We start from the raw sequence: 24,622 nt of genomic DNA, 5'->3' as shown, positions 1-24,622 counted from the left end.
TAAAGCTCTCTAGCTTCGACCACGTGGTGCTTAGGGGGGCCTAGGTAACCAGAGGATTCTTGTGCTTCGCACGAACTTTCACGGAGTTCGCGCATCTCGCACGATGCGAGTGCGCCGGACCATCATCAAGACGACAGCTGTGCTCGCTCTGAGCGCACTCGCAGCATTCGGAGCGCCGCTGAGCGCTTCGGCTCTCGGGGAATCGGTCACGGAGGAGTCGTCAGCGGCGACGATCGAGCCGCAGACCACCGACGGGTCGCACACCGACGGCACAACGGGCGGCACCACCGATGGGCACACCGACGGCACGACCGACGGCACCACCGACGGGCACACCGACGGAACGACCGACGGTCACGTGGACGGAACGACCGACGGGCACACCGACGGCACGACCGACGGAACGACCGACGGTCACGTGGACGGCACGACCGACGGCACCACGGACGGCCACTCCGACGGCACGACCGACGGTCACGTGGACGGAACCACCGACGGCCACACGGACACGAGCGTCGACGGCAAGGATTCCACGGACTCGCATGACGTGACCGACTCCAAGGACTCCACCGACTCCACCGACTCCAAGGACTCGAAAGACTCCCAGGACATGACCGACTCCAAGGACTCGACTGACTCTTGGGACTCGAAAGACTCCAAGGACATGACCGACTCCAAGGACTCCACCGACTCCTGGGACTCCACTGACTCCAAGGACTCNGACTCCACCGACTCCAAGGACTCGACTGACTCTTGGGACTCGAAAGACTCCAAGGACATGACCGACTCCAAGGACTCCACCGACTCCTGGGACTCCACTGACTCCAAGGACTCGAAAGACTCCAAGGACTCGAAAGACTCCACCGACTCCAAGGACTCCACCGACTCCAAGGACTCGACTGACTCTTGGGACTCGAAAGACTCTAAGGACATGACCGACTCCAAGGACTCCACCGACTCCAAGGACTCGACTGACTCTTGGGACTCGAAAGACTCCAAGGACATGACCGACTCCAAGGACTCCACCGACTCCTGGGACTCCACTGACTCNGACTCCACCGACTCCAAGGACTCGACTGACTCTTGGGACTCGAAAGACTCCAAGGACATGACCGACTCCAAGGACTCCACCGACTCCTGGGACTCCACTGACTCCAAGGACTCCACCGACTCCTGGGACTCCACTGACTCCAAGGACTCGAAAGACTCCAAGGACTCGCACGACGCAACCGACTCCAAGGACTCGACCGACTCCAAGGACTCCACCGACTCCAAGGACTCGACTGACTCCTGGGACTCGAAAGACTCTAAGGACATGACCGACTCCAAGGACTCSACYGAYTCCAAGGACTCGACTGATTCCAAGGACTCGAAAGACTCCAAGGACATGACCGACTCCAAGGACTCGACTGACTCGAAGGACTCCACCGACTCCAAGGACTCGACTGAAGGACTCGAAAGACTCCAAGGACATGACCGACTCCAAGGACTCGACTGACTCGAAGGACTCCACCGACTCCAAGGACTCGACTGATTCCAAGGACTCGAAAGACTCCAAGGACTCGACTGATTCCAAGGACTCGAAAGACTCCAAGGACTCGACTGACTCCACCGACTCCACCGACTCGAAAGACTCCACCGACTCCACCGACTCCAAGGACTCGAAAGACTCCACCGACTCCACCGACTCGAAAGACTCCACCGACTCCACCGACTCCACCGACTCCACCGACTCCACGGACTCGAAAGACTCCACCGACTCCACCGACTCCAAGGACTCGCACGACGCAACCGACTCCAAGGACTCCACCGACTCCTGGGACGCCAAGGACTCGACCGACTCCAAGGACATGACCGACTCGGCCGACGCCACCGACTCCACCGACTCGGCTGACTCCACGGACTCCACGGACTCCCGCGACGCCACGGACTCCACCGACTCCTCGAACCGCTCCGGCACCCCTGCCGGATACGCCGCTCCCACGACCGGCTCGCACCTCGCCATCACGGGTTCCGACACAGGAACCAGCGCCGCGTCGTTCTCGCTCCTCGCCGGTGCGTTGCTGATCGCCGGCCTGGCGCTGATGTCGGCTCGCCGACGTGGTTCCTCGGCTCGCCCCGCGATGTCGTCGGCATCGGCCGCCGCACCTTCGGCACCGACCGCCGTCGCCGCGACGACGCATCGCTCGGACGGCCGAGTGCACCGAGTCGCTGAGAGGGGGATGCCGCGAGCGCAGGCGCCGACGGCATCCCGAGCCCGAGAGGGACTCCGACCAGACAGTCCCCGACGCGGTGACGGTGGACGTCCCGCGGACGGGACCGACTCGGAATCGCTGAGCGGCTGAGATGACCTCGAAGAAGACAGGGGTCGGCCGCACCACGCGGCCGGCCCCGGCCTCCGGTTCATCGCAGGCGGCGCCGCGCCGCCTGGCGCCCACGATCGCGACGGTCGCGGCCGTGGCGGTCGTCGGGGCCTACGTGTTCGTGAGTGCGGCGTTCACGGCGCCGCCCTCCCCCGCCCGCGCCGCCGTCAGCGACGGCTTCGCTCCGTACTTCTCGCAACGGTGGGACGTCTTCGCCCCCAACCTCCTGCGCGTCAACAGCGCGCTCCAGGTGCAGGCGCAGTGGCGCGACGACGACGGAGAACTCGTCACCAGCGACTGGGTCGACGTCACCGATATGGAGCTGGCCGCCGTCCGCGGCATCCCTGCCCCGTCTCGCATTTCGAAGAACAGCATCAACGCGCTGAGTTCCTACATCGAGCGCTACGACGAGCTGTCCGACGCGCAGCAGGAACGCGTGCAGGACTCGTTCATCGAGCGCACCGCCGAGGGGAGCTTCTCGGCGATTCCGGATGCCGAGCTGCTCGACGATCTGGAGTCGCTCGGCGACACGGATGACAGCGGCGCGGCCGTGCCCTTCGTGCGCTACGACTACATGATGAACCGCTACTCGACGGTCTTCACCGAGGCCTACTTCGGCCGCGACGTCGAACGCGTGCGGTGGCAGGCGCAGTTCGACCGCCCCAACGAGTTCCTGCATCGCTTCGACGACGAGCGGCAGTTCCCGCTGTCGCAGCTCACCTTCGGGTGGCGTCAGGCCGAGCAACCCGATGACGCATCCGTGCGCGACGTCTTCGCCGACGTGCAGACGCGCTACACCGGCGAGGAGCGGCCATGACCCTTCAGTTCACCCGACGCGCCGGCTGGCGCGAGCGCCTCAGCCCGGTGCGAGCGTGGAACGGCTTCCAGTCGTGGCTGACCTCCGCGCCCCACGCCACCATCGGCTTCTCGCTGCTGCGCATCATCTTCGCCGTGGCGATGTTGCTGGTGCTGCTTCCGAGCTTCGCGGACCGGCACTACCTGTGGGGCGCCGGTTCATGGTGGGTCGAACCCGAAGCGCGCCGGCGCGGGTGGTGGGAACCATTCCGCCTGATCTTCTCGAAGAACGACCCGGTGCTGTTCGACGTGGCGTACTTCGTGCTCATCGCCCTCGCGCTGCTCTTGCTCGTCGGGTTCAAGACCCGGTGGGTCACACCGGTCCTGCTGCTCTTCTGGGTCGGCCTGTCGACGAACACCACGCTGCTGACCAACGGCGGCGACACCCTCATGCGGATCGTGCTCGTGTTCGCGCTCGTCGCCGACCTCAGCCGCCACCTCTCCGTCGACGCCTGGCTGCGACGCCGTCGGGGTGATCGCGCGGGTCGGTTCGACGGCATCCGTCGACGCCTGCCCGAGTGGTTGTCGCCGCTGCTGCACAACACCGCGTTGATCCTGTGCTGCTACCAGATCCTGCTCGTTTACCTCGTCTCGTCGATCCTGAAGCTCCAGGGCGAGGAATGGATCGCGGGAACAGCGCTCTACTACGCGCTGTCAATCACCGAGTTCCAAGTGCTCCCGGCGCTCGGGCAGGCGGTCTGGCAGGTGACGCCGTTCGTCATGCTCGGCACCTGGTTCGCCGTGGTCGTGCAGTTGACGTTCCCGGTGGCGTTGCTGTGGAAGCCCACCCGCTACATCGCCGTCGCCGGCCTCGCCCTCACGCACTTCGGCATCGGTCTGCTGCTCGGCTTGTGGCCGTTCTCGCTCGCGATGATCGCGCTCGATCTGCTGCTCGTGCGCGACCAGTCGTGGCTGCGCGTGCAGGCCGTGGGCCGCGCGGTCCTCTCGCGTGCGCGCCGCACGATCGCCACGGCGCGCGCCAGTGTCGCCGACCCGCCCGCCGAGACGACGAAGCGCCGCGCGGCATGAGCCGGCGGCGCTCCGTTCGATCAGGGCGTCAGTCGCGAATGGCCGCGCCGAAGCGCTCCGCGGCCACCGCGACGCCGGCGAGCTTGGCCTCCGTCGCCTCGGCGGCGGTCAGGGTGCGGTCGTCGGCGCGGAAGCGCAGGGCGAACGTCAGGCTCTTCGTGCCATCGGTCACCCCGGGGCCGCGGTAGTCGTCGACCAGACGCGCCCCCTCGAGCAGCGGGGCTCCACCCTCGATGAGGGCGGCACGCACCGATCCCGCCGACACCTCGACCGGGACCGTCAGCGAGACGTCCTGCGTCGCCGCCGGGAAGCCCGAGAGCGATGCCGCGACCACGCGCGCCTGCGCCAGCTCGAGCATCGCGTCGAGATCGAGTTCGGCCACGAGCACCCGGCCCGGCAGGTCGGCGTCGGCCGAGACGGCGGGCAGCAGCTCGCCGACGTAGCCGATGTCCTGCCCCGCGGCCAGGACGCGTGCGGTGCGGCCGGGGTGCAGGGCTGCGCGCTGAGCCTGCACGAGCTCGATGTCGAGGCCCGCCGCCGAGGCCAGCACGCGCACGGCGTCGACCGCATCGGCCAGGTCGGCCGCGACGGCCGGCTGCCCGGGCTGCTTGGCGACGGTGTTCCCGGCCAGCAGTACGGCGACGTGTCGGCGCTGCGGCGGGATCGAAGCGTCCAGAGCGGTGAGGGTCGCGGCATCCGGTCGCACCGCCAGCGGCGGAACCGACGCCGTGCCGTACTGCACGCCCGGCTTCGGCAGGAAGACGGTGCCCATCTCGAACAGCGCGAGATCGACGATGCCGCGCGAGACGTTGCGGTGTGCGACCTGCAGCAGCGCGGGCACGAGCGAGCGGCGCAGGTACGGCGCGAGACCGTCGAGCGGATTGGCGAGCTTCACGCTCGGCAGCGCGTCGCCCGAGGGCGAGCCGTGCAGGGCGTTCTGCTCGTCGGTGGTGAACGGGAACGACGGCGTCTCGACGAAACCGGCCGCGGCCAGCGCGTTCGTCACCCGACGACGACCCTGCTGCGCGGCGGTGAGGCCCCGGCCCGAGGGAGGCGTCGGCAGCACCGAGGGGATGCGGTGGTATCCCTCGATGCGGGCGACCTCTTCGGCCAGCGTCCACTTGTCGGTGAGGTCGTGGCGCCACGAGGGGGCGACGACCGACCAGCCCGACTCGCGCTCGTCGACGGTGCATCCGATGAGCCGGAGCGCCGAGACGATCTCGTCGTCGGTGTACTCGACGCCGATCAGGCCCGAGACGAACCCGGCCGGCAGGGTGATCGCGTCGCGACGGTACGCCGACGAGAGCGACCCACCGAGCTCGGTGTCGAGCGTGCCGCCGGCGAGCTCGACCATCAGCGACGCGACGCGCTCCGCGGCGACGTAGGGCACGAGCGGGTCGACGCCGCGCTCGAAACGCCGCGACGCTTCCGAGGGCAGCTTGTGCCGCCGCGCGGTACGCGCGATCGAGACCTGGTCGAACGTCGCCGCCTCGATCAGCACGTTGCGGGTGGCGTCGCTCATCTCGGTGGGGCCACCGCCCATGACACCGGCCAGGCCGATGGGGCCCGACTCGTCGGTGATGAGCAGATCTTCGGCGTTCAGGGTGCGCACCTGGCCGTCGAGGGTCTCGAGCTTCTCGCCCGCCGTGGCGCGCCGCACCGTGATGCCGCCCTGCAGGCGGTCGAGGTCGTAGCCGTGGATCGGCTGGCCGAGCTCGAGCATGACGTAGTTCGTGATGTCGACCAGCACGCCGAGCGAGCGGATACCGGCGAGCGAGAGCCGCGTGATCATCCACGGCGGAGTCGGACGCGAAGGGTCGACGTCGCGCACGATGCGCGCCACGAACTCGGTGGCGCCGTGACGACCGCGGATCGGCGCCTGATCGTCGACGGTGATCGCGAAGCCCGAGGGCGTGCGGGAGACGGCCTCGTCGTGACCGGCACCGGGGTCACGGAAGTCGGCACCCGTGGCGTGCGAGTACTCGCGGGCGACCCCGCGCAGCGACAGGGCGTAGCCGCGGTCGGGAGTGACGTTGATCTCGACCGCGAGGTCGTCGAGCCCCAGCAGCGCGATGGCATCCGTTCCCACGGGCGCGTCGATGCCGAGGTCGATCAGACGCAGGATGCCGGAGTGCTCGCTGCCGAGACCCAGCTCCTTCGCCGAGGCGATCATGCCGTCGGAGACGTGGCCGTAGGTCTTGCGCGCGGCGATGGGGAACGGGCCGGGCAGCACCGAACCGGGCAGGGTCACCACGACCTTGTCGCCCTCGAAGAAGTTGCCGGCACCGCAGACGACGCCGCGCACTCCCCCGTTGTCGGCACCGACGTCGACCTGGCACCAGCGGATGGTCTTGCCGTTGGACTGCGGTTCGGCGGTGAACTCCTTCACCTCGCCGACGACGATCGGGCCCGACAGTTCGAAGCGGTGCACGTCTTCTTCTTCGAATCCGACCGAGACCAACGCCGCGAGGACGTCTTCGGGCGTGGCCGTCGCGGGTACGTCGACGTACTCGCGCAACCAGGAGAGCGGGACGCGCATCAGACCACCATTCCGAACTGCTCGCTGAAGCGCACATCGCCCTCGGCCATGTCGCGCATGTCCTGCACGTCGCTGCGGAACATGAGCGTGCGCTCGATGCCCATGCCGAAGGCGAAGCCCGAGTACTCCTCGGGGTCGATGCCGGCGGCGCGCAGCACATTGGGGTTCACCATTCCGCACCCGCCCCACTCGATCCAGCGCGCCCCGCCCTTGAAGGTGGGGTGCCACAGGTCGAGCTCGGCGCTCGGCTCGGTGAACGGGAAGAAGTTCGCGCGGAAACGCGTCTTGGCCTCGGGCCCGAACAGCACGCGCGCGGCGTGGTCGAGGGTGCCCTTGAGGTGGGCCATCGTGATGCCCTTGTCGATGACGAGGCCCTCGAACTGCGTGAACACCGGCAGGTGCGTCGCGTCGAACTCATCGGTGCGGTACACGCGGCCGGGGCACAGCACGTAGATCGGCAGATCGCGCTCGAGCATGGAGCGCACCTGCACGGGGCTCGTGTGCGTGCGCAGCACCAAGTGCCGCGCGACCGGGTCGACGAAGAACGTGTCCTGCATCTGGCGCGCCGGGTGGTCGACGTCGAAGTTGAGGGCGTCGAAGTTGAACCACTCGTGCTCGAGCTCGGGCCCCTCGGCGATCTCCCATCCCATGCCGACGAAGATGTCCGACACCTGCTCCTGCAGGAGCGAGATCGGATGCCGTGCCCCCACGCGCGCGCGCTGCGGCAGCGCCGTCACGTCGATGCGCTCGGCTTCGAGCTGGGCGGCGGTCTCGGCTTCGGCCAGCTCGGCCTCGCGGGCGGCGAGCGCCTGAGTGACCTGGCCGCGGGCCTGACCCACGAGCTTGCCGAAGGCGGCCTTGTGCTCGGGGGCGACGGCGCGCATCTGGGCGTTCAGTCGCGCGAGGGAGGATTGCTCCCCCGTGTGCGCGGAGCGGGCGGCTTTCAGGTCGGCCGTGGTCGCGGCCGCGGCGATGGCCGCGAGTGCGGCTTCGACGGCGGAGGCGACGGCCTCGGGGGTGATCTCGGGTGCGTCGGACACGAGATGAGAGTCTACCGACGGGCGGGGACACTCCCCCGCCCGTCGGCGGATTCGATCAGATCCCCGACCCGCCGCGCTGGGCGACGATGAGCGCCGTGTCGGTGCCGCCCTGCTGCGGGGGCTGCACGGGGGCGGCCACCTGGCCGACGCGCGGCGACCGGCGCAGACGCTTCTCGACCAGGGTCGCCACGTAAGACAGCAGCAGGCAGAGCGCGATGTAGATCGCACCGACGATGATCGTCGCCGGGATGATGGGCGAGCCCACGCTCGGCTGCGCACCGATGTACTTCGCGTAGAACAGCAGCTCGGGGTACGTGATGATGAAGCCGAGAGCCGTGTCCTTCAGGGTCACGACGAGCTGGGCGATGATGACGGGCATCATCGCGCGGATCGCCTGCGGCAGCAGCACGAGGCGCATGACCCCGGCCTTGCGCAGGCCCACGGCGTAGCCCGCCTCGGCCTGGCCGCTGGGCAGCGACTCCACACCCGCGCGGATGACCTCGGCGAGCACCGAGCCGTTGTAGCAGATGAGGGCGATGACGACGGCCCAGTACGGCTCCATGCGGATGCCGAGGACGGGGAAGCCGTAGTAGAGCAGGAACATGAACACGAGCACCGGGATCGCGCGGAAGACCTCGATCACGGCGGTGAACGGCCAGCGCACCCACTTGTGATCGGACAGGCGGCCGATCGCGAGCACGAAGCCCAGGGCCAGCGCACCGAGGGCGGCCACGACGAAGGCGGCGATGGTACGCATCGTGGCCTCGCCGATCTGCGCCCACACGTTCGTGTAGGTGAACGCCGACCACTTCTGGGCAGTGAACTGACCGGTGTCGGCGAGACGCCAGACGAAGAATCCGATGATGCCGAGCACGACCAGGATCGTGACGACACCGAGGACGCGGTTGCGGGCGACGGCCTTGGGACCGGGGACGTCGTACAGGACGCTGCTCATCGTGCGACCCTCCATCGGTTCTCGAGCGTTCGCTGCAGCCATGACAGCAGCAGGACGAGCGCGACGAAGATGACCATCACCCACAGGATGACGACGAACGCGTTCTCTCCGCGCTCACTGAGGTAGTTGCGGACCGAACCCAGGTTCACGATCGAGAAGCCCGCGGCGACGGTCGTGTTCTTGAGCAGCGCGATGAACACGCTCATCATCGGGGGGATCACGGAACGGAACGCCTGCGGCAGCACGACGAGCGTCATGACCTGGCCGAAGCCCAGGCCGAGCGCTCGAGCGGCCTCGGCCTGACCGACGGGGACGGTGTTCACGCCCGACCGGATCGCCTCGGCGACGTACGTCGCCGTGTAGATGCCGAGGGCGCAGATCCCGAGCGTCAGCGAGACATCGCCCGTCAGACGCAGCCCCAGGAGCGGGGGCAGCGCGAACACGAACGCGAAGAAGACGAGCGTGAGGGGGGTGTTGCGGATCGCGCTCACATAGAACGTGCCGACACCGCGGGCGATCGGCACGGGCGAGACGCGCATGGCGCCCACGATGAGGCCGAGCACGAGGGCCAGCGCTCCGCCCGCGAAGAACAGCAGAAGGGTTCCGCCGAGCGCCTCGCTCCACACGTCGAGGTTGTCGGTGATGACGCCCATGCGTGCTCCTTATCTTGGTCGGGGGTTCGGGGGCGGTGCGGTGCACCGCCCCCGAACGGATCACTCGTCGGCGGTGGGCTGGTCGCCCTTGATATCGGCGGGCGCGAGGTTCTTCTCGAACAGCGCCGTCCAGACGTCGCCGCCGTCGTTGAACAGGGTGTTGATGTGGTCCTTCAGGACGGTGTCGCCCTTGGGCAGGCCGACGCCGTAGCGCTCCTCGCTGAAGGTGTCGCCAGCGATCTTGAACGCGTCGGGCTCCTGGGCGACGTAACCGGCGAGGATCGCCTGGTCGGTGGTCACCGCGTCGACCGAACCCGCGCGCAGCTGCTCGAGGCACTGCGTGTAGGTGTCGTACTCGACGGTGTCGCCGGGGGCGTACTCGTCGCGGATGCGCTGCAGCGGCGTCGAACCGGTGACCGAGCAGACGATCTTGCCGGCGAGGTCGTCGGGGCCGGTGATGTCTTCGTTGTCGGCGGCGACGAGCAGGCCCTGACCGGTGATCAGGTAGGGGCCGGCGAAGTCGATCTGCGCCTTGCGCTTGTCGGTGATCGAGTAGGTGCCGACGTAGTAGTCGACGTTGCCGTTCACGAGCTCCTGCTCGCGGTTGGCCGAGGGGATCGTCTTGTACTCGATCTGGTCCGCGTCGAAGCCGAGCGAGGCCGCGATCCACTGGGCGATCTCGACGTCGAAGCCGCCGCGCTCGTTGCTGACCGGGTCCTTGAAGCCGAGACCGGGCTGGTCTTCCTTCACACCGACGATGACCTTGTCGGCGGCGACCATGCGGTCGTAGGTGGGGCTGCCGTCGAGCGAGACGTCGGAGGCGACCTCCCACAGCTGCGTCGATTCGGTGCCGCCGTCGGCGCCGGGAGCCGCGCCCGGGGTGCCGCTGTTACAGGCCGTCAGGGCCAGAAGGCCGGCGGCGACGATGCTCGCGCCGGCGAGAAAACGTGTCTTACGCATGTGATGTCTCCTTGGTTACGTGTGCTGTGCGGATAGGGGTCGTCGGTGACGGCGCGCGAGATAGACCGGGGGGAACGGCAACCAGGCGGTCGGCGGGAGAACCTCCTCGTTCATCGCCGTCAAGGGGAAGAGCGTCAGTGGGTGATGAGCTTCGACAGGAAGTCCTTCGCCCGATCGGATTCGGGCTTCGTGAAGAACTGCTCGGGCGTCGCCTGCTCGACGATCTGCCCGTCGGCCATGAACACCACGCGGTTCGCGGCCTTGCGCGCGAAGCCCATCTCGTGCGTCACGACGATCATCGTCATGCCGTCCTTGGCGAGACCGACCATCACGTCGAGCACCTCGTTGATCATCTCGGGGTCGAGCGCCGAGGTGGGCTCGTCGAAGAGCATGACCTTGGGCTTCATGGCCAGAGCACGGGCGATCGCGACACGCTGCTGCTGACCGCCCGAGAGCTGGGCGGGGAGCTTGTCGGCCTGGTGACCGACGCCCACGCGTTCGAGGAGCGCGCGCGCCTCTTTCTCGGCATCCGCCTTCTTCATCTTGCGGACCTTGAGGGGGCCGAGCGTGACGTTCTCGAGGATCGTGAGATGGGCGAACAGGTTGAACGACTGGAACACCATGCCGACGTCGGCGCGCAGTTCGGCCAAGCCCTTCCCCTCTTTGGGAAGCTCCTTGCCGTCGATGGTGATCGTCCCGCTCGTGATGGTCTCGAGGCGGTTGATGGTGCGGCACAGCGTCGACTTGCCCGAACCCGAGGGTCCGATGACGACGACGACCTCGCCGCGGTCGACGGTGAGGTCGATGTCTTTCAGAGCCTGGAACTGTCCATAGTGCTTCTGGACGTCGCTGACGACGACCAGGGGCTCGGTCTTCGGGGGAACGGATGCCATGTCAACACCCTATGAGGATGCTGGGCGCCCGACCACATTCCGGCGCGCGCCTTAACCGATCTGTAACAGCAGGGATTCAGCGATCGCGCTGCGCGAACGCCGTCTCGTAGAGGCAGACGCTGGCCGCGGTGGCGAGGTTGAGCGACTCGGCCCGCCCGTAGATCGGCAACCGCAACGCGATGTCGGCGTGCGCCAACGCCTCGTCGTCGAGACCGCGCGCCTCGTTCCCGAACAGCCACGCCGTGGGTTCGGCGAGCATGTCGCGGGATGCCAGGAAGTCACCGCCTTCAACGTCGGCGGCCACCACCCGCATCCCCGCCTCGTGCACCCGCGCGACGACGTCGGCCAGCTCGAGGTCGACGGCGACGGGCAGGTGGAAGAGCGACCCCGTGGTCGAGCGGACCACCTTGGGGTTGTACGGGTCGACCGTCCGACCGGTCAGGATCACCGCGTCGGCTCCCGCCGCGTCGGCCGCGCGGATGATGGTGCCGAGGTTGCCGGGGTCGCGCACCTCCTCGCAGATGGCGATGAGGCGGGGGCCCGCTGCCAGAACGTCCTTCAGGGCGGTCGGCGACTGGCGGGCCACGGCGACGATGCCCTGCGGCGTGACGGTGTCGGCCATGGCATCCAGGACCGCTTCGGTCGTGTACTGCAGGTCGACGCCCGCGGCCTCGGCGGCCTCGCGCAGGTCGCCGTGCTTTTCGAGGGCTGTCGGGGTCGCGTACATCTCGATCACCGTCTCGGGTGCCCACGCCAACGCCTCGCGGGCCGCCTGCGGTCCCTCGAGGAGGAACAGACCGGTCTCTTGACGGGCGGCGCGCTTGCTGAGTTTTGCCACGGCGCGCACCCGGGGCGAACGGGGGTTCTCGAGCACGTACTCAGTGTATGGCGTCTGCGGTATGCGCTCCGGACGCCGCGCAGGAACGACGAACGGGCGCCCTCCGAAGAGGACGCCCGTTCGACGAGGAACTACGTATTACGCGGTCTTCGCGGCGTTGACGTCGCTGGGCAGCGCCGCCTTCGCGGTCGCGACGAGCGAGGCGAACACGGCCGGCTCGTTCACGGCGAGCTCGGCGAGCATACGACGGTCGACCTGCACACCCGCGAGGCCGAGGCCCTGGATGAAGCGGTTGTACGTCATGCCGTTCTGGCGGGACGCCGCGTTGATGCGCTGGATCCACAGACGACGGAAGTCGCCCTTGCGCTTGCGACGGTCACGGTACGCGTAGACGAGGGAGTGGGTGACCTGCTCCTTGGCCTTGCGGTACAGGCGCGAACGCTGACCGCGGTAACCGGACGCGCGCTCGAGGATGACGCGACGCTTCTTGTGGGCGTTTACTGCCCGCTTGACTCTAGCCATTTCTTCTTCTTCCTAACGTGCGTCGGCGCTCAGAGGCCGAGGAGCTTCTTGGCGACCTTGGCGTCACCCTTGGCCAGGACCTGCTCCTGGTTCAGGCGACGGGTGCGCTTGGACGCCTTGCCCTCGAGGTTGTGCCGCATGCCGGCCTGCTGCTTCATGAGCTTGCCGCTGCCGGTCAACTTGAAACGCTTCTTGGCACCGGAGTGGGTCTTCTGCTTCGGCATGTCTCTTCCTTCGTTGTGTTTCCCGCCGGGCGGGAGTCTGGGGGGCCTTACTCGGCGGGGGCCGAGGTGGGCTGGTCTGCGGGAGCCGCGGTGGGCTCACCCTCGGAGTCCGAGTCGCCGCGGGCGGCGCTGCGTGCTGCTTCACGGTTCGCCGTGCGCTGCGCGTTCTGCTCGGTCTTGACCTCGGACTTGTTCTTGTGAGGCGCGACCACCATGACCATGTTGCGACCGTCGATCGTGGGGCTGGACTCCACGGTGCCGAACTCGGCGACGTCTTCCGCGAACTTGCGGAGCAGACGCACGCCCTGGTCGGGACGCGACTGCTCGCGACCGCGGAACAGGATCATGGCCTTGACCTTGTCGCCCGCCTGGAGGAAGCCCTCGGCGCGCTTCAGCTTGGTTATGTAGTCGTGCGCTTCGATCTTCAGGCGGAACCGAACCTCTTTGAGCACGGTGTTGGCCTGGTTGCGGCGCGTCTCCTTGGCCTTCTGAGCGGCCTCGTACTTGAACTTGCCGTAATCCATGATCTTGACCACGGGCGGCTTCGAGCTCGGCGCAACCTCGACCAGGTCGAGGTCCGCTTCCTGGGCCAGGCGCAGCGCAGCTTCGATGCGGACGATGCCGACCTGCTCGCCGTTGGGTCCGACGAGACGGACCTCCGGGACTCGGATGCGCTCGTTGGTGCGGGGATCGCTGATGCGGAACTCCTCTTGTCTACGGATGACGGCCGCCGCGATTCGAGGGAATCGCGGGCGAAGAGGAGAAACACGCCACCCGGCACAGTGCTACCAGCACCGGCTTCTGCACCCAGACGACCCCGTGCGAAACGGAGCGGAGTGCGGGAACCCGGTAGCCTGGAGCGGCAAGCGCGGGTGGGATGTCATCCTCTTTCGTCCGGAGTGAAGCACTCCGAAGCCCGCCATAGTCTAGCAGAGAGATTCACGTGGACACGATCCCCCCCGACCAGCCCGCCGACGACAGCGCCGCACACCGCCACGGAGCCGAAGACGAGCGCCTCGCCCGCTGGGAAGAGCAGGAGCGCGCCTCCGCCTCCGCCACCCGCGACATCGCCGACGTCCCCGCCGTCGAAGTCATCACCACCGCCGCCGTGCACCTTATGAGCGCCGCCGCCGTGAAGACCGGCCTGGCCGATAACCCCGCGCAGCAGCTCGACCTCGACGAGGCCCGCAAGCTCATCAACTCCCTCGCCGGCCTCATCACCGCCGGAGCCCCCGAGATCAGCGACATGCACGCCCGCTCCCTGCGCGACGGCCTCCGCTCCCTGCAGCTCGCGTTCCGCGAGGCGTCGGTGATCCCCGACCCCATCGGTAAGGGGCCGGGCGAGAAGTGGACGGGGCCCGTCACGTAGGTCGTTCGTTCTGGGGGGGGTACCGGGCTCCGGAATGGCCCCTCCCCGGGGCAAGAGCAGGGCCCCTACCCCGATTGCCCCGGGGAGGGGCCATTCCTCCGCCCTCTGCCACCGCAGGCCGACTCCTCCGTGACACCCGTAGGGGTATGAGGTGGGGCCTGCCCCCGATTGCCCGGGAGGATGGCATCCCTGCGCTCTTTGCCGCAGGCCGACTGCACCGTGACACCCGTAGGGGTAGGGGGCAGTGGGCCCCTCCCCCGATGGACGACGCCGCCCACTCCCGGCAGGCGGGCTCCCGGAAGAACGCGCGACTCAGGCCTCGGTGCTGCGGTGCAGCTTGACCGTCAGGGAATCGACGAGCACGGCGATGCGGTCGTCGGCGGCCCAGCGGCGGGCGACGCGGGCGAGCACGGCATCCAGTTCCTCCTGCGCGAGACCCGACATCAGCTGCAGATGCACCACCAGCTCGGGACCGCGAAGGCGTCCGGTCGGGTCTCCCGCCTCGACGGCCAGGTCGAGAACGGCCAGCTCGCCCGAGATGCTCTCCTGCAGGCCGGTGAAGATCGTGGGCGACGTGTGCGCGGGCTCCCACGCCTCGCCCTGTGCGATCGCCCAGACGGCGGGGCGGCGGATGACGAACTCCGTCTCCGAGCCCGGATCGACGACGATGAGCTCGGTGTCCTCGGAGGCTGCGGCCAGGGCCGTGCGACGCCCGTCGGCGGGAACCGGTCGGGCCAGTGCGTCCCAGGTCTGCAGCGCCGTCACCGACGTGAACACCGGCAGGACCTTGCGGCCGTCGGGAGCGGCGACCGTCACGATCGACAGCTCCTGCGTCTTGTCGACCTCGAGGCCGTGCGCGCCGATGCCGTGGTCGCCCTTCTCGGCGACGAGCGGGATCAGCAGGCGCGCCTCGCTGTAGGCGTCGACCACCGCACGCGCGTCTCCCTCACCGGCGCGGAACGCCAGAAGAGCCGCGAGTAGGGCGGGGTCGGCAGAACCGTCGTCACCCGAGTGCGGGTTGGACTGGAAGCTGCGTCCCTCCCACGGGACGCCGGCGGAATCCGCGTTCGCGGCATCCGAATGGAGGGCGTCCGTGTGCGGAGCGTGCGCACGCTGGTCGTGCCCGTGCGCGCCATGGCCGTGCGGACCGTCAGTGTCCGGCGACATCCAGTGCCTCAGCGAGCGTGAACTGCCCCGCGTACAGTGCCTTGCCCACGATCGCGCCTTCGACGCCGAGCGGTACCAGGTCGCGCAGCGCCGCGATGTCGTCGAGGCTCGACACCCCGCCCGACGCCACGATCGGCTTCGGGGTGCGCTGCGTCATCTCGCGCAGCAGTTCGATGTTCGGGCCGCGGAGCGTGCCGTCTTTGGTGACGTCGGTGACGACGTAGCGGCTGCAGCCGGCGTCTTCGAGCCGGTCGAGGACGGTCCACAGGTCGCCGCCGTCGCGGGTCCAGCCGCGCGCGGCGAGCGTGGTGCCGCGCACGTCGAGGCCGACGGCGATCGCCTCGCCGTAACGATTGATGACATCGGCGGCCCACTCGGGGTTCTCGAGCGCGGCCGTGCCGAGGTTGATGCGGCTCGCGCCGCTCTCGAGGGCGGCCTCGAGGGAGCGGTCGTCGCGGATGCCGCCCGACAGCTCGACCTGCACGCCCTTGACCTGCTTGATGACCTTGCGCATCACCGCGGCGTTGTTGCCGCGACCGAAGGCGGCGTCGAGGTCGACGAGGTGGATCCACTGCGCGCCCTGGCGTGCGAAGTCCGCGGCGGCGTCGACGGGGTCGCCGTAGCTGGTCTCGGTGCCGGCCTCACCCTGGGTCAGGCGGACGGCTTTGCCGTCGGCCACATCGACCGCGGGAAGCAGGACAAGTTCGGGCGTCGACGCGAAATCGTTCATGGCTCCTCGCACCCGTCAGCGCACTTCGCCGAGCCTGGGCACGAGGTCACACAGTAGTCGTGCGCAGCCCGTCGATCCAATTGGCCAGGAGCCGGATGCCGGCTTCGCCCGACTTCTCGGGGTGGAACTGCGTCGCCGACAGCGGACCGTTCTCGACCGCCGCGAGAAACGGTGCGCCATACGTGCACCACGTCAGTACGGGCTCCGGGAACGGCGGCGTGACCTCGAGCGACCACTGCTGCGCCGCATACGAGTGCACGAAGTAGAAGCGCTCCTTCTCGATGCCCTGGAACAGGCGCGACCCGTCTCCGGACGCCACGGTGTTCCAGCCCATGTGCGGCAGTACGGGCGCTTCGAGCTCGCCCACCGTGCCCGGCCACTCACCGAGCCCGGGGGTGTCGGCACCGCGCTCGACACCCCGCTCGAACATCACCTGCATGCCGACGCAGATACCGAGCACCGGGCGACCCCCGGCGAGCCGCCGGTCGATGATCTCTCCCCCGCGGCTGGCGTTCAGGGCGCCCATGACCGCGCTGTACGCACCCACACCGGGCACGAGGAGCCCGTCGGCGTCGAGGAGCAGCGCGCGGTCGGAGGTCAGTCGCGCATCGGCACCGGCTTCGATGAGCGCCTTGACGGCCGAGTGGACGTTGCCGGAACCGTAATCGAGGACCGCGACGACGGGCTTGCGCGTCACAACGCACCCTTGGTGCTGGGGATGCCGTCGACCAGCGGGTCGAGCGCCTTGGCCTGACGGAAGGCACGCGCGAACGCCTTGTACTCGGCCTCGGCGATGTGGTGCGGGTCGCGCCCACCCAGAACGCGCACGTGCACCGTGAGGCCGCCGTGGATCGAGATGGCCTCGAACGTGTGACGCACGAGCGAACCGGTGAAGTGTCCGCCGATGAGGTGGTGCTCGAAGCCCACGGGCTCACCGGTGTGCACGAGGTACGGGCGACCGCTGATATCGACGACCGCCTGGGCCAGCGCCTCGTCGAGGGGAACGAGCGCATCGCCGTAGCGGGCGATCCCCGACTTGTCGCCCAGGGCCTGACGAATCGCCTGGCCGAGCACGATCGCGGTGTCCTCGACCGTGTGGTGGGCGTCGATGTGGGTGTCGCCCGTAGCGCGCACCCGCAGATCGGTCAGCGAGTGCTTGGCGAAGGCCGTGAGCATGTGGTCGAAGAACGGCACCGTGGTCTGGATGTCGCTGACCCCGCGACCGTCGAGGTCGAGTTCGAGTTCGATGCGCGACTCGCTCGTCTCGCGCGTGATCGAGGCGGTACGGGGCGTGGCGGGGCCGGTCATGACCGCGATCCTACCGAGGCGAGGGCGTCGAGGAACGCGGTGGTCTCGTCGTCGGTACCGGCCGTGACACGCAGGTGGTGCGCGATGCCGACGTCGCGGATGAGCACACCGCGGTCGTACAGCGCCTTCCACGTGGCGGCGGGGTCGTCGACGCCGCCGAAGAGCACGAAGTTCGTCCACGACTCGTGGGCGGTGTACCCGAGGGCGGCCACGGTGGCCGAGATGCGGTCGCGCTGCGCGACGATCTCGTCGACCATCGACAGCATCGTTTCGGCGTGCACGAGGGCCGCCGTCGCGGCGGCCTGCGTGAGCGCGCTCAGGTGGTACGGAAGTCGGACGAGTCGCAGCGCGTCGACCAGAGCAGGATCGGCGGCCAGGTACCCCACGCGTGCGCCGGCGAAGGCGAAGGCCTTGCTCATGGTGCGCGACACCACCAGACGCGGGCGACCGGGCAGCAGCGACACGGCCGAGGGCTCGTCACGCGGAGCGAACTCCTGGTAGGCCTCGTCGACGATCACGATGCCGTCGGTCTCGGCGTATACGGCCTCGATCACATCGAGACGCAGCGGGGTACCCGTGGGGTTGTTCGGCGCGCAGAGGAAGACGATGTCGGGGCGGTGCTCACGCACCTGGGCCGCGGCGGCCTCGGCGCTCAGCGAGAAGTCGTGCGCGCGTTCCCCGGCGATCCATCGCGCGCCCGTCGCGCGGGTGAGGATCGGGTACATCGAGTAGGTGGGTGCGAAGCCCATGGCCGTCCGGCCCGGTCCACCGAAGGCCTGCAGGATGTGCTGGAGCACCTCGTTGGAGCCGTTGGCCGCCCAGATCTGCTCTCGCGTCAGGCCGTGACCGAGGTATGCGGCGAAGCTCTCTCGGAGCGCGGTGAACTCGCGGTCGGGATACCGGTTGACGTCGCGCAGGGCCCGAGCCACGGCGTCGAGGATGTCATCGGCCACCTCGGGCGGAACCGGATGCGTGTTCTCATTCACGTTGAGAGCCACGGGCAGGGCGGCCTGCGGGGCTCCGTAGGGGGTCATCCCCCGCAGATCGTCGCGAAGAGGCAGGTCGTCGAGGCGTACGGTCACCCCACCCATCGTAGGCGGCGTGCCGAGGAGCGGCTCATCGCGCACCCGCGGAGGTCAGCCGGCCTGGATGTACTCGGTGGGGATCGCGATGCGCTGACCGGCCGCGAGCGAGCCGCCCTGGAGGGCGTTCAGACGCGTGATCTCGGCGACGACGTCGCGCGGATCGGCCGCGGGGGCGATGTCTTCGGCGATCGACCACAGGGTCTCGCCGCTCATGACCGTGATCTCCGTGAACGAACCAGCCGGTGCGCCGGCGTCGCCCGAGGCGAGTGCTGCTCCCCCACCGACGGCGGCGACGCCGAGGGCGACGGCGAGCGGGAGGGCGACGACGAAGGCGACGACACGGCGCCCGCGGGCGGTGATACGCAGGCGGGTCGTCGAGGCGGTGGAGGTGATGCTGCTCATGGTGTGCTCCTTGGTGGGGAGAGATTCGCACCCCGCCCTCGGCCGGGAGGGCGGTGTGCGAATCTGTATTCCGAATCTATCTTCGATACTGCGACGGTGTCAACACACCGGTTGTCGGAAACGAATCGAACGCGACACGCGTGCGGCTCCGTGTCATTCGTGTCGTCGACCGGATACGGTTTCGACACGGAGACCTCATCACCAACCTCCGACATTCGAATTTCCGCCGCCCTTCCCGCGGCGCGAGGGGAGCACAGATGACCGACGCGACGACCGCCGCAGGGCGCGAACGACCGCAGACGCGACGGCGCAAGAACCTCAGCGACAAGCAGCTCGCGATCCTCGAAGTCATCCAGCGATCGATCGCGCGGCACGGTTACCCGCCGAGCATGCGCGAGATCGGCGACGCCGTCGGCCTGAAGTCGCTGTCGAGCGTCACGCACCAGCTGAACCAGCTCGAGCTCAGCGGCTACCTGCGCCGCGACCCGGGTAAGACCCGCGCCATGGAGGTGCTGATCGACCTTCCCGGCACCGCCGCCGAGAACCCCGCCGACACCGCCCCCGCGGTGGGCGACGCCGCCCTCGTGCCCCTGGTGGGCCGGATCGCGGCGGGCGTGCCCATCACCGCCGACCAGCACGTGGAGGAGATCTTCCCCCTCCCCCGCCAGCTCGTCGGCAAGGGCGAGTTGTTCATGCTCAAGGTCTCGGGCGACTCGATGATCGACGCGGCGATCTGCGACGGCGACTGGGTGGTCGTGCGTTCGCAGGCGAACGCGGAGAACGGCGAGATCGTGGCCGCGATGCTCGACGGCGAGGCCACGGTGAAGACGTTCCGTCGCCGTGACGGCCACACCTGGCTTCTCCCCCGCAACAGCGCGTTCGAGCCCATCCTCGGCGACGAGGCCGTCGTGCTCGGGCGCATCGTGGCGGTGCTGCGCGCGGTGTGAACCGTGCGTCGCGGTGGCGGGCGCGCCACAATGGCGCCATGACCGCCGGCCCGCCCTCGACCGCATCGACCTCGACCAAACGCGTCGCGAAGCCGTCCGTCGTGGTGCGCGTCACGGCATCCGTGGTGGTGCTGATCGTGGTGGCCCTGCTCACGCCGGTGGCCCTCGTCGCCTCGTGGGCGCGCGTGCAGCTCGTCGATGAGGACTCCTTCGTCGCCACGCTCGCGCCCCTCTCGTCCGACCCCGCCGTGCAAGACCTCGTCATCGCCGAGACGACGAGTGCCATCTCGGCGTCGGTCGACTTCTCGGCGATCGCGGGCGCGGGCGTCGACGGTCTCGTCGCCCTCGGCGTGCCGCAGGAAGCGGCGCGCGTCCTCGGCCTGGTGGCACAGCCGTCGGCCGACTCGCTGCGATCGATCACGCAGCAGGCGGTGACCGACGTGGTGCACTCCGACCGGTTCTCCGACGTCTGGTCGGGGGTCGTGCGAACCGCGCACCGCGCCTTCGTCTTCGGAGCCACCTCCGACGGTGGCGGCATCATCGTGCAGACTCCGGACGGCCTGGGAGTGCAGATCGGCGGGGTGGTCTCGGCGATCGTCGCCGAGCTGGACCTGCAGGGCTCGCCCGTGGCCGCCCTCGTCCCCCCGATCGACCGGGTCGTGGTCCTGAGCGACGGAACGACGCTGCAGGCCGTGCGGTCGGCGTACGCCGCCACCACCACGGCGGGAGTGGCGGCACCCCTGCTCGTGGGCGTGCTCCTGATCGGCGGGGTCGTCATCGCTCCCCGCCGGCGACGCGCACTGATCGGCGCCGCCATCGCGGTCGCCGTCGGCTCGGCCGCGGTGCTCGTGGCGGTCGCCGTGGGCGCGGCGCAGGCGCACCTCACCGCCGTTCTCCGGGGCCTCGACGCCGCGGGGATCGACGCCGTGGTGCGGCAGCTGTCGTCCGGTCTCGTGGGCACCGCGAGCGCGGTTCTGGGCATCGGCCTCGTCGCGGGCATCGCGGGCGTCCTGCTCGTCCGGCGTGCCCGACCCCGACGGATGTCGGAGCCCCGGCCTACGCTGGAGTGATGGCAGACACCCTCCCCTACGGTTCCTGGCCCTCGCCGATCACTCCCGAGTCGGTGGCGCAGTCCTCCCCCCGCATCGACGGCGCGCTGTTCGTCGGCGATGAGGTGTGGTGGGCGGAATCCGTGCCCGCCGAGGCGGGTCGCGTCGCGGTGAAACGGCGCCGCACCGACGGTGCGGTCGAGACGGTGCTGCCCGCACCCGCCAACGCCCGTTCCGCCGTTCACGAATACGGCGGCGGGGCCTGGACCGCCTCCGACGACGGGGAGCTGTTCTACGTCGAGAAGACCGACCAGCGCGTCTACGCCCTTCGCCCGGGCGGCGAGGCGCGCGCGCTGACGCCGGCCGACGACACGGTGCGCCACGGCGGGTTGCGGTTCGAGCACGGCACCCTGCTCGCCGTCCGCGAGACGCACGGGAGTGACCGCGTTCCCGCCCGCGCCATCGTGCGCATCTCGCTCGACGGCGCCGTCGACGTGCTCGCCGAGGGCAGCGACTTCGTCGCGCAGCCCGCGCTGTCGCCCGACGGCCGGTCTCTCGCGTGGGTGGCGTGGAGCCACCCCGACATGCCCTGGGATGCCACGACCCTGCGCGTGACCGAGATCGGCACCGGCGAGGTGCGCGAGATCGCCGACACCCCGCGCCGCGCCCCGCTCCAGCCCGTGTGGCTCGGCGACGACGAGCTGCTGTACGCCGACGACCCCGACGGCCGGTGGAACCTGTTCCGCCGTCCCCTCGACGGCGAGCCGCAGCCGGTGTCGCCGGTCGACGCCGACACGGGCGGCGGGCTGTGGGTGCTCGGGACGCGGTGGTTCGGAGCGACCGACGACGGGCGCATCGTCGCCGTCCGCACCGACGGTGCCGACGAGATCGTCGAGATCGCGCCGTCCGGCGTGCGCCCGGTGGACGTGCCCGTCGTGGCCGGCGCGGCGATCGATGACGTGCGCGGGCACCGAGTGCTCGTGTCGGGCTCCGACGCCGGCGGCCGCTCGGGGCTGTGGGCGGTCGACCTCGACGCCGGCACCGTCGACCTGGTGACCGGTGGATCCGGGGCCTGGGGCGACGAATGGATGCCGACGGCCCGTGCCCTCGAGACCGAGGGGCCGCACGGACCCGTGCACGCTTTCGCTTACGCGCCCACGAACCCCGACGTCGCCGCGCCCGAGAACGAGCGCCCGCCTTACGTCGTGCTCGTGCACGGTGGCCCCACCTCGCACGTGGGTCCGGCGCCGTCAGCCAAGACGGCGTTCTTCACGAGCCGTGGCATCGGCGTGCTCGACGTGAACTACGGCGGTTCCACCGGATACGGTCGCGACTACCGTGACCGGCTGAAGGGTCAGTGGGGCGTGGTCGATGTCGATGACGTCGCCGCCGCGGCCTCCGCCCTCGCCGAGGCGGGTCTGGCCGACCGCGAGCGCCTGGCGATCGCCGGGGGCTCCGCCGGCGGATGGACGGTGCTCGCCGCCGTGACGAACACCGACGTGTTCTCGGCCGGGATCTCGCGCTACGGCGTGGGCGACGCCCGTGCCCTCGCCGAAGACACTCACGACTTCGAGGCCCGGTATCTCGACGGCCTGATCGGACCGCTGCCCGAGGCCGAAGCGGTGTACGTGGAGCGCTCGCCTCTGAGCCATCCCGAGCGCTTCCGCGTTCCCCTGCTCATCCTGCAGGGAAGCGAGGACCGGGTCGTGCCGCCGTCGCAGGCCGAGGCGATCCGTGACGCCCTCGCGGCGCACGAGATTCCCCACGCGTACGTCCTGTACGAGGGCGAGGGCCACGGCTTCCGCCGCGCCGAGACGGTAGTCGACTCCCTGCGACGCGAACTGGGCTTCCTCGGGGCGGTTTTCGGCTTCGAGACCCCCGGTATTCCGCCGCTCGAGCTGAGCTGAGGCTGTCGCGCGGCTGAAGCGGGCGATGCAGGCTCTCGGTGCGGAAGAAGCCGAGGCGTCGGCGCGCGCGTCGGGACAGCGTCGGGGGCGAGGTCGGCGTGCACGGTGCGCGCCCCCGAACCGCACGCCGACGGGCCCCCACCGCGATCGGAGGGGGCCCGTCGTGCGACGGCCGTCAGGCCGCGAACTGCTCCAGCTCGGCCGCCAGGCGCGCCCCCACGTGAGCGTGCAGGAACGTCCCGGTGTCGCGGTGCTCCTGCGCCACGATGAGTCCGCTCTCGTGCACGGCCGACACGAGGTCACCACGGTCGTACGGGACGACCGCCTGCACCTCGACGGCGGGCAGGGGCAGAGCGTCCTCGATGGCGGCGCGAAGCTCCTCGATCCCCTCGCCCGTGCGCGACGAGACGAACTTCGCGTTCGGGGCGAGGCCGCGCAGCACCAGGCGTTCGTCCTCGGTCACGAGGTCGGCCTTGTTGAAGACGACGATCTCCTGACCGAAGTTCGCGTCGACATCGCCCATCACGTCGCGCACCGTCATCAGCTGCGCGGCCGGATCGGGATGCGACGCGTCGACGACGTGCAGGATGACGTCGGCGTCGCCGACCTCTTCCAACGTCGAGCGGAACGCCTCGACGAGCTGGTGCGGCAGGTTGCGCACGAAGCCGACCGTGTCGGTCAGCGTGTACACGCGCCCGTCGGTCGTCTCGGAACGGCGGACCGTGGCATCCAGGGTCGCGAACAGCGCGTTCTCGACCAGCACGCCCGCGCTGGTGAGGCGGTTGAGCAGGCTGGACTTTCCTGCGTTGGTGTACCCGGCGATCGCGACCGACGGGATGGTGTGACGCTTGCGCTCGGCACGCTTGGCCTCGCGCGCCGGGGCGAAGTCGCGCAGCTGCTTGCGCAGCAGAGCCATCTTCGTGCGGATGCGCCGACGATCGAGCTCGATCTTCGTCTCACCCGGACCGCGCGAGCCCATGCCCGCGCCTCCGGCACCGACCTGTCCACCGGCCTGGCGCGACATCGAGTCACCCCAGCCGCGCAGACGCGGCAGCAGGTATTCGAGCTGCGCGAGCTCGACCTGCGCCTTGCCCTCGCGGCTCTTGGCGTGCTGGCTGAAGATGTCGAGGATCACCGTGGTGCGGTCGATCACCTTCACCTTCACGACGTCCTCGAGCGCGCGACGCTGGCTGGGGGCGAGCTCGGTGTCGGCGATGACGGTGTCGGCGCCGACGGCGGCGACGATGTCGCGCAGCTCCGCCGCCTTGCCCCGACCGACGTAGGTCGCGGGGTCCGGATGCGGGCGGCGCTGCAGAACGCCGTCGAGCACGACGGCCCCGGCGGTCTCGGCCAGCGCCGACAGCTCGCGCAGGGAGTTCTCGGCATCGGCCTGCTCGCCCTGCGGGTGCACGCCGACGAGAACGACGTTCTCGAGGCGCAGCTGGCGGTACTCGACCTCGGTGACGTCTTGGAGCTCGGTCGACAAACCGGCCACGCGGCGCAGCGCTGCGCGTTCCTCGCGGTCCCACTGGTCGCCGTCGGCGTCGCCGCCGTACGCCGTGGAGGCGTCTTGGAGCGCCTGCGCTGCACCGAAGACCCGGACCCCGCGGTGCGCTTCGGCGCGCGACAGCACGCGGTCCACCGGGTCGACCGGCGTCGCGTCCGTGCTCGGGGGTGTGGTCTGTTCGGTCATGTGTTCCTTCCGTCCGCGGGTGTTCCCGCGGGTTTTCCTGGTGTTCTCGCACTTTAGCCGCCCGCGGCGTCGCGCGGCCGGGTCGGATATTCTG

The 24,622-nt window shown here is 69.4% G+C and carries 25 protein-coding genes; 8 read left to right on the top strand and 17 right to left on the bottom strand.

All coding sequences use genetic code 11. From position 1 onward, the window contains the following. Positions 1–1,051 precede the first annotated feature (1,051 nt). The 4 genes from ASF96_RS17360 to ASF96_RS06580 all read left to right on the top strand — a co-directional run. Positions 1,052–1,498 (top strand): hypothetical protein (locus ASF96_RS17360; protein WP_235560536.1); only part of this gene is annotated, 447 nt, incomplete at its 5' end. Then, the gene (locus ASF96_RS16805; protein ID WP_055937142.1) at positions 1,473–2,345 is read left to right on the top strand and encodes an LPXTG cell wall anchor domain-containing protein; all 873 of its coding nucleotides are present in this window, start codon (positions 1,473–1,475) and stop codon (positions 2,343–2,345) included. The genes ASF96_RS17360 and ASF96_RS16805, both read left to right, overlap by 26 nt. A 1-nt stretch (position 2,346) precedes the next feature. After that, positions 2,347–3,180 carry a DUF5819 family protein gene (locus ASF96_RS06585; protein WP_055937139.1) on the top strand — a complete coding sequence of 278 codons (834 nt, stop codon included), beginning with the start codon at positions 2,347–2,349 and terminating at the stop codon, positions 3,178–3,180. Next, on the top strand, positions 3,177–4,247 hold the full coding sequence (locus tag ASF96_RS06580; protein WP_055937135.1) for an HTTM domain-containing protein: 1,071 nt from the start codon (positions 3,177–3,179) through the stop codon (positions 4,245–4,247). Before ASF96_RS06585 ends, ASF96_RS06580 begins: the two co-directional genes overlap by 4 nt. A 28-nt stretch (positions 4,248–4,275) precedes the next feature. On the opposite strand, the gene pheT is transcribed toward ASF96_RS06580, so the two are convergent. The 10 genes from pheT to infC form a co-directional block, all read right to left on the bottom strand. Next, on the bottom strand, positions 4,276–6,786 hold the full coding sequence (pheT, locus tag ASF96_RS06575; RefSeq protein WP_055937132.1) for a phenylalanine--tRNA ligase subunit beta: 2,511 nt from the start codon (positions 6,784–6,786) through the stop codon (positions 4,276–4,278). After that, complete coding sequence (gene pheS / locus ASF96_RS06570; RefSeq protein WP_055835237.1) at positions 6,786–7,826, bottom strand: phenylalanine--tRNA ligase subunit alpha; 1,041 nt, start codon at positions 7,824–7,826, stop codon at positions 6,786–6,788. Before pheS ends, pheT begins: the two co-directional genes overlap by 1 nt. 55 nt (positions 7,827–7,881) lie before the next feature. Then, a complete protein-coding gene (locus tag ASF96_RS06565) occupies positions 7,882–8,781 on the bottom strand; it encodes an amino acid ABC transporter permease (RefSeq protein WP_055937753.1) in 900 nt (299 codons plus the stop codon). Further along, on the bottom strand, positions 8,778–9,434 hold the full coding sequence (locus ASF96_RS06560) for an amino acid ABC transporter permease (protein ID WP_055835234.1): 657 nt from the start codon (positions 9,432–9,434) through the stop codon (positions 8,778–8,780). Before ASF96_RS06560 ends, ASF96_RS06565 begins: the two co-directional genes overlap by 4 nt. 60 nt (positions 9,435–9,494) lie before the next feature. Beyond that, positions 9,495–10,394 carry a glutamate ABC transporter substrate-binding protein gene (locus tag ASF96_RS06555; RefSeq protein ID WP_055937129.1) on the bottom strand — a complete coding sequence of 300 codons (900 nt, stop codon included), beginning with the start codon at positions 10,392–10,394 and terminating at the stop codon, positions 9,495–9,497. 134 nt (positions 10,395–10,528) lie between these two features. After that, complete coding sequence (locus tag ASF96_RS06550) at positions 10,529–11,287, bottom strand: amino acid ABC transporter ATP-binding protein (RefSeq protein WP_055835228.1); 759 nt, start codon at positions 11,285–11,287, stop codon at positions 10,529–10,531. 76 nt (positions 11,288–11,363) lie between these two features. Further along, positions 11,364–12,161: a TrmH family RNA methyltransferase gene (locus tag ASF96_RS06545; protein WP_055835225.1), complete on the bottom strand. Its 798-nt coding sequence runs from the start codon at positions 12,159–12,161 to the stop codon at positions 11,364–11,366. A gap of 102 nt (positions 12,162–12,263) precedes the next feature. Then, positions 12,264–12,647 (bottom strand): 50S ribosomal protein L20, encoded by a 384-nt coding sequence (gene rplT, locus ASF96_RS06540; protein WP_055835222.1) that lies wholly within the window; start codon positions 12,645–12,647, stop codon positions 12,264–12,266. Positions 12,648–12,676: 29 nt separating this feature from the next. After that, complete coding sequence (gene rpmI / locus ASF96_RS06535) at positions 12,677–12,871, bottom strand: 50S ribosomal protein L35 (RefSeq protein ID WP_055835219.1); 195 nt, start codon at positions 12,869–12,871, stop codon at positions 12,677–12,679. A 47-nt stretch (positions 12,872–12,918) separates the two neighbouring features. Further along, positions 12,919–13,569, bottom strand: a complete 651-nt coding sequence (infC, locus tag ASF96_RS06530; RefSeq protein ID WP_374754282.1) for a translation initiation factor IF-3 — start codon at positions 13,567–13,569, stop codon at positions 12,919–12,921. Positions 13,570–13,814: 245 nt separating this feature from the next. Here infC and ASF96_RS06525 point away from each other — a divergent pair, with 245 nt between their 5' ends. Then, positions 13,815–14,240, top strand: a complete 426-nt coding sequence (locus tag ASF96_RS06525) for a DUF1844 domain-containing protein (protein WP_374754276.1) — start codon at positions 13,815–13,817, stop codon at positions 14,238–14,240. A 312-nt stretch (positions 14,241–14,552) separates the two neighbouring features. On the opposite strand, the gene ASF96_RS06520 is transcribed toward ASF96_RS06525, so the two are convergent. From ASF96_RS06520 to ASF96_RS06495, 6 genes are read right to left on the bottom strand one after another with little or no spacing between them, the layout of a single operon-like run. After that, positions 14,553–15,407, bottom strand: coding sequence for an SseB family protein (locus ASF96_RS06520; protein ID WP_055937126.1), 855 nt, complete (start codon positions 15,405–15,407; stop codon positions 14,553–14,555). Beyond that, entirely contained in the window at positions 15,391–16,137 is a 747-nt protein-coding gene (gene priA / locus ASF96_RS06515) for a bifunctional 1-(5-phosphoribosyl)-5-((5-phosphoribosylamino)methylideneamino)imidazole-4-carboxamide isomerase/phosphoribosylanthranilate isomerase PriA (RefSeq protein ID WP_055835208.1), read from the bottom strand. The genes ASF96_RS06520 and priA overlap by 17 nt, the downstream gene beginning before the upstream one ends. A gap of 46 nt (positions 16,138–16,183) precedes the next feature. Continuing rightward, a complete protein-coding gene (gene hisH, locus ASF96_RS06510) occupies positions 16,184–16,834 on the bottom strand; it encodes an imidazole glycerol phosphate synthase subunit HisH (RefSeq protein ID WP_055835204.1) in 651 nt (216 codons plus the stop codon). Further along, positions 16,831–17,445, bottom strand: coding sequence for an imidazoleglycerol-phosphate dehydratase HisB (gene hisB, locus ASF96_RS06505; protein ID WP_055937123.1), 615 nt, complete (start codon positions 17,443–17,445; stop codon positions 16,831–16,833). Before hisB ends, hisH begins: the two co-directional genes overlap by 4 nt. Further along, positions 17,442–18,536, bottom strand: coding sequence for a histidinol-phosphate transaminase (locus ASF96_RS06500; RefSeq protein ID WP_082509313.1), 1,095 nt, complete (start codon positions 18,534–18,536; stop codon positions 17,442–17,444). Before ASF96_RS06500 ends, hisB begins: the two co-directional genes overlap by 4 nt. Positions 18,537–18,581: 45 nt before the next feature. Further along, positions 18,582–18,932, bottom strand: coding sequence for a LysM peptidoglycan-binding domain-containing protein (locus ASF96_RS06495; protein WP_055835195.1), 351 nt, complete (start codon positions 18,930–18,932; stop codon positions 18,582–18,584). Positions 18,933–19,189: 257 nt separating this feature from the next. Here ASF96_RS06495 and lexA point away from each other — a divergent pair, with 257 nt between their 5' ends. Genes lexA through ASF96_RS06480 form a run of 3 tightly spaced genes read left to right on the top strand, consistent with a single transcriptional unit; the run spans position 19,190 to position 22,835 of the window. Continuing rightward, positions 19,190–19,879 carry a transcriptional repressor LexA gene (gene lexA, locus ASF96_RS06490; protein ID WP_055937120.1) on the top strand — a complete coding sequence of 230 codons (690 nt, stop codon included), beginning with the start codon at positions 19,190–19,192 and terminating at the stop codon, positions 19,877–19,879. Positions 19,880–19,917: 38 nt separating this feature from the next. Further along, complete coding sequence (locus tag ASF96_RS06485; protein ID WP_055937117.1) at positions 19,918–20,949, top strand: hypothetical protein; 1,032 nt, start codon at positions 19,918–19,920, stop codon at positions 20,947–20,949. Next, positions 20,949–22,835, top strand: coding sequence for a S9 family peptidase (locus ASF96_RS06480; protein ID WP_055937114.1), 1,887 nt, complete (start codon positions 20,949–20,951; stop codon positions 22,833–22,835). Before ASF96_RS06485 ends, ASF96_RS06480 begins: the two co-directional genes overlap by 1 nt. 175 nt (positions 22,836–23,010) lie before the next feature. Here ASF96_RS06480 and hflX read toward each other — a convergent pair whose 3' ends face one another. Then, entirely contained in the window at positions 23,011–24,528 is a 1,518-nt protein-coding gene (gene hflX / locus ASF96_RS06475) for a GTPase HflX (protein WP_055937112.1), read from the bottom strand. Positions 24,529–24,622: the final 94 nt, after the last annotated feature.

Source organism: Microbacterium sp. Leaf179 (genome assembly GCF_001423785.1).
Taxonomy (GTDB): Bacteria; Actinomycetota; Actinomycetes; order Actinomycetales; family Microbacteriaceae; genus Microbacterium.
Note: the sequence above shows the minus strand (reverse complement) of the source record. Positions and strands in the feature narration are given on the sequence as shown.

Excerpts from the sequence above, each read along its gene's own strand:
- ASF96_RS16805 (WP_055937142.1), top strand. The coding sequence starts at position 1,473 with ATGACCGACTCCAAGGACTCGACTGACTCGAAGGACTCCACCGACTCC.
- ASF96_RS06585 (WP_055937139.1), top strand. The coding sequence starts at position 2,347 with ATGACCTCGAAGAAGACAGGGGTCGGCCGCACCACGCGGCCGGCCCCG.
- ASF96_RS06580 (WP_055937135.1), top strand. The coding sequence starts at position 3,177 with ATGACCCTTCAGTTCACCCGACGCGCCGGCTGGCGCGAGCGCCTCAGC.
- pheT (WP_055937132.1), bottom strand. The coding sequence starts at position 6,786 with ATGCGCGTCCCGCTCTCCTGGTTGCGCGAGTACGTCGACGTACCCGCG.
- ASF96_RS06565 (WP_055937753.1), bottom strand. The coding sequence starts at position 8,781 with ATGAGCAGCGTCCTGTACGACGTCCCCGGTCCCAAGGCCGTCGCCCGC.
- ASF96_RS06560 (WP_055835234.1), bottom strand. The coding sequence starts at position 9,434 with ATGGGCGTCATCACCGACAACCTCGACGTGTGGAGCGAGGCGCTCGGC.
- ASF96_RS06555 (WP_055937129.1), bottom strand. The coding sequence starts at position 10,394 with ATGCGTAAGACACGTTTTCTCGCCGGCGCGAGCATCGTCGCCGCCGGC.
- ASF96_RS06550 (WP_055835228.1), bottom strand. The coding sequence starts at position 11,287 with ATGGCATCCGTTCCCCCGAAGACCGAGCCCCTGGTCGTCGTCAGCGAC.
- rplT (WP_055835222.1), bottom strand. The coding sequence starts at position 12,647 with ATGGCTAGAGTCAAGCGGGCAGTAAACGCCCACAAGAAGCGTCGCGTC.
- rpmI (WP_055835219.1), bottom strand. The coding sequence starts at position 12,871 with ATGCCGAAGCAGAAGACCCACTCCGGTGCCAAGAAGCGTTTCAAGTTG.
- ASF96_RS06520 (WP_055937126.1), bottom strand. The coding sequence starts at position 15,407 with ATGTCGCCGGACACTGACGGTCCGCACGGCCATGGCGCGCACGGGCAC.
- priA (WP_055835208.1), bottom strand. The coding sequence starts at position 16,137 with ATGAACGATTTCGCGTCGACGCCCGAACTTGTCCTGCTTCCCGCGGTC.
- hisB (WP_055937123.1), bottom strand. The coding sequence starts at position 17,445 with ATGACCGGCCCCGCCACGCCCCGTACCGCCTCGATCACGCGCGAGACG.
- ASF96_RS06500 (WP_082509313.1), bottom strand. The coding sequence starts at position 18,536 with ATGGGTGGGGTGACCGTACGCCTCGACGACCTGCCTCTTCGCGACGAT.
- ASF96_RS06495 (WP_055835195.1), bottom strand. The coding sequence starts at position 18,932 with ATGAGCAGCATCACCTCCACCGCCTCGACGACCCGCCTGCGTATCACC.
- lexA (WP_055937120.1), top strand. The coding sequence starts at position 19,190 with ATGACCGACGCGACGACCGCCGCAGGGCGCGAACGACCGCAGACGCGA.
- ASF96_RS06485 (WP_055937117.1), top strand. The coding sequence starts at position 19,918 with ATGACCGCCGGCCCGCCCTCGACCGCATCGACCTCGACCAAACGCGTC.
- ASF96_RS06480 (WP_055937114.1), top strand. The coding sequence starts at position 20,949 with ATGGCAGACACCCTCCCCTACGGTTCCTGGCCCTCGCCGATCACTCCC.
- hflX (WP_055937112.1), bottom strand. The coding sequence starts at position 24,528 with ATGACCGAACAGACCACACCCCCGAGCACGGACGCGACGCCGGTCGAC.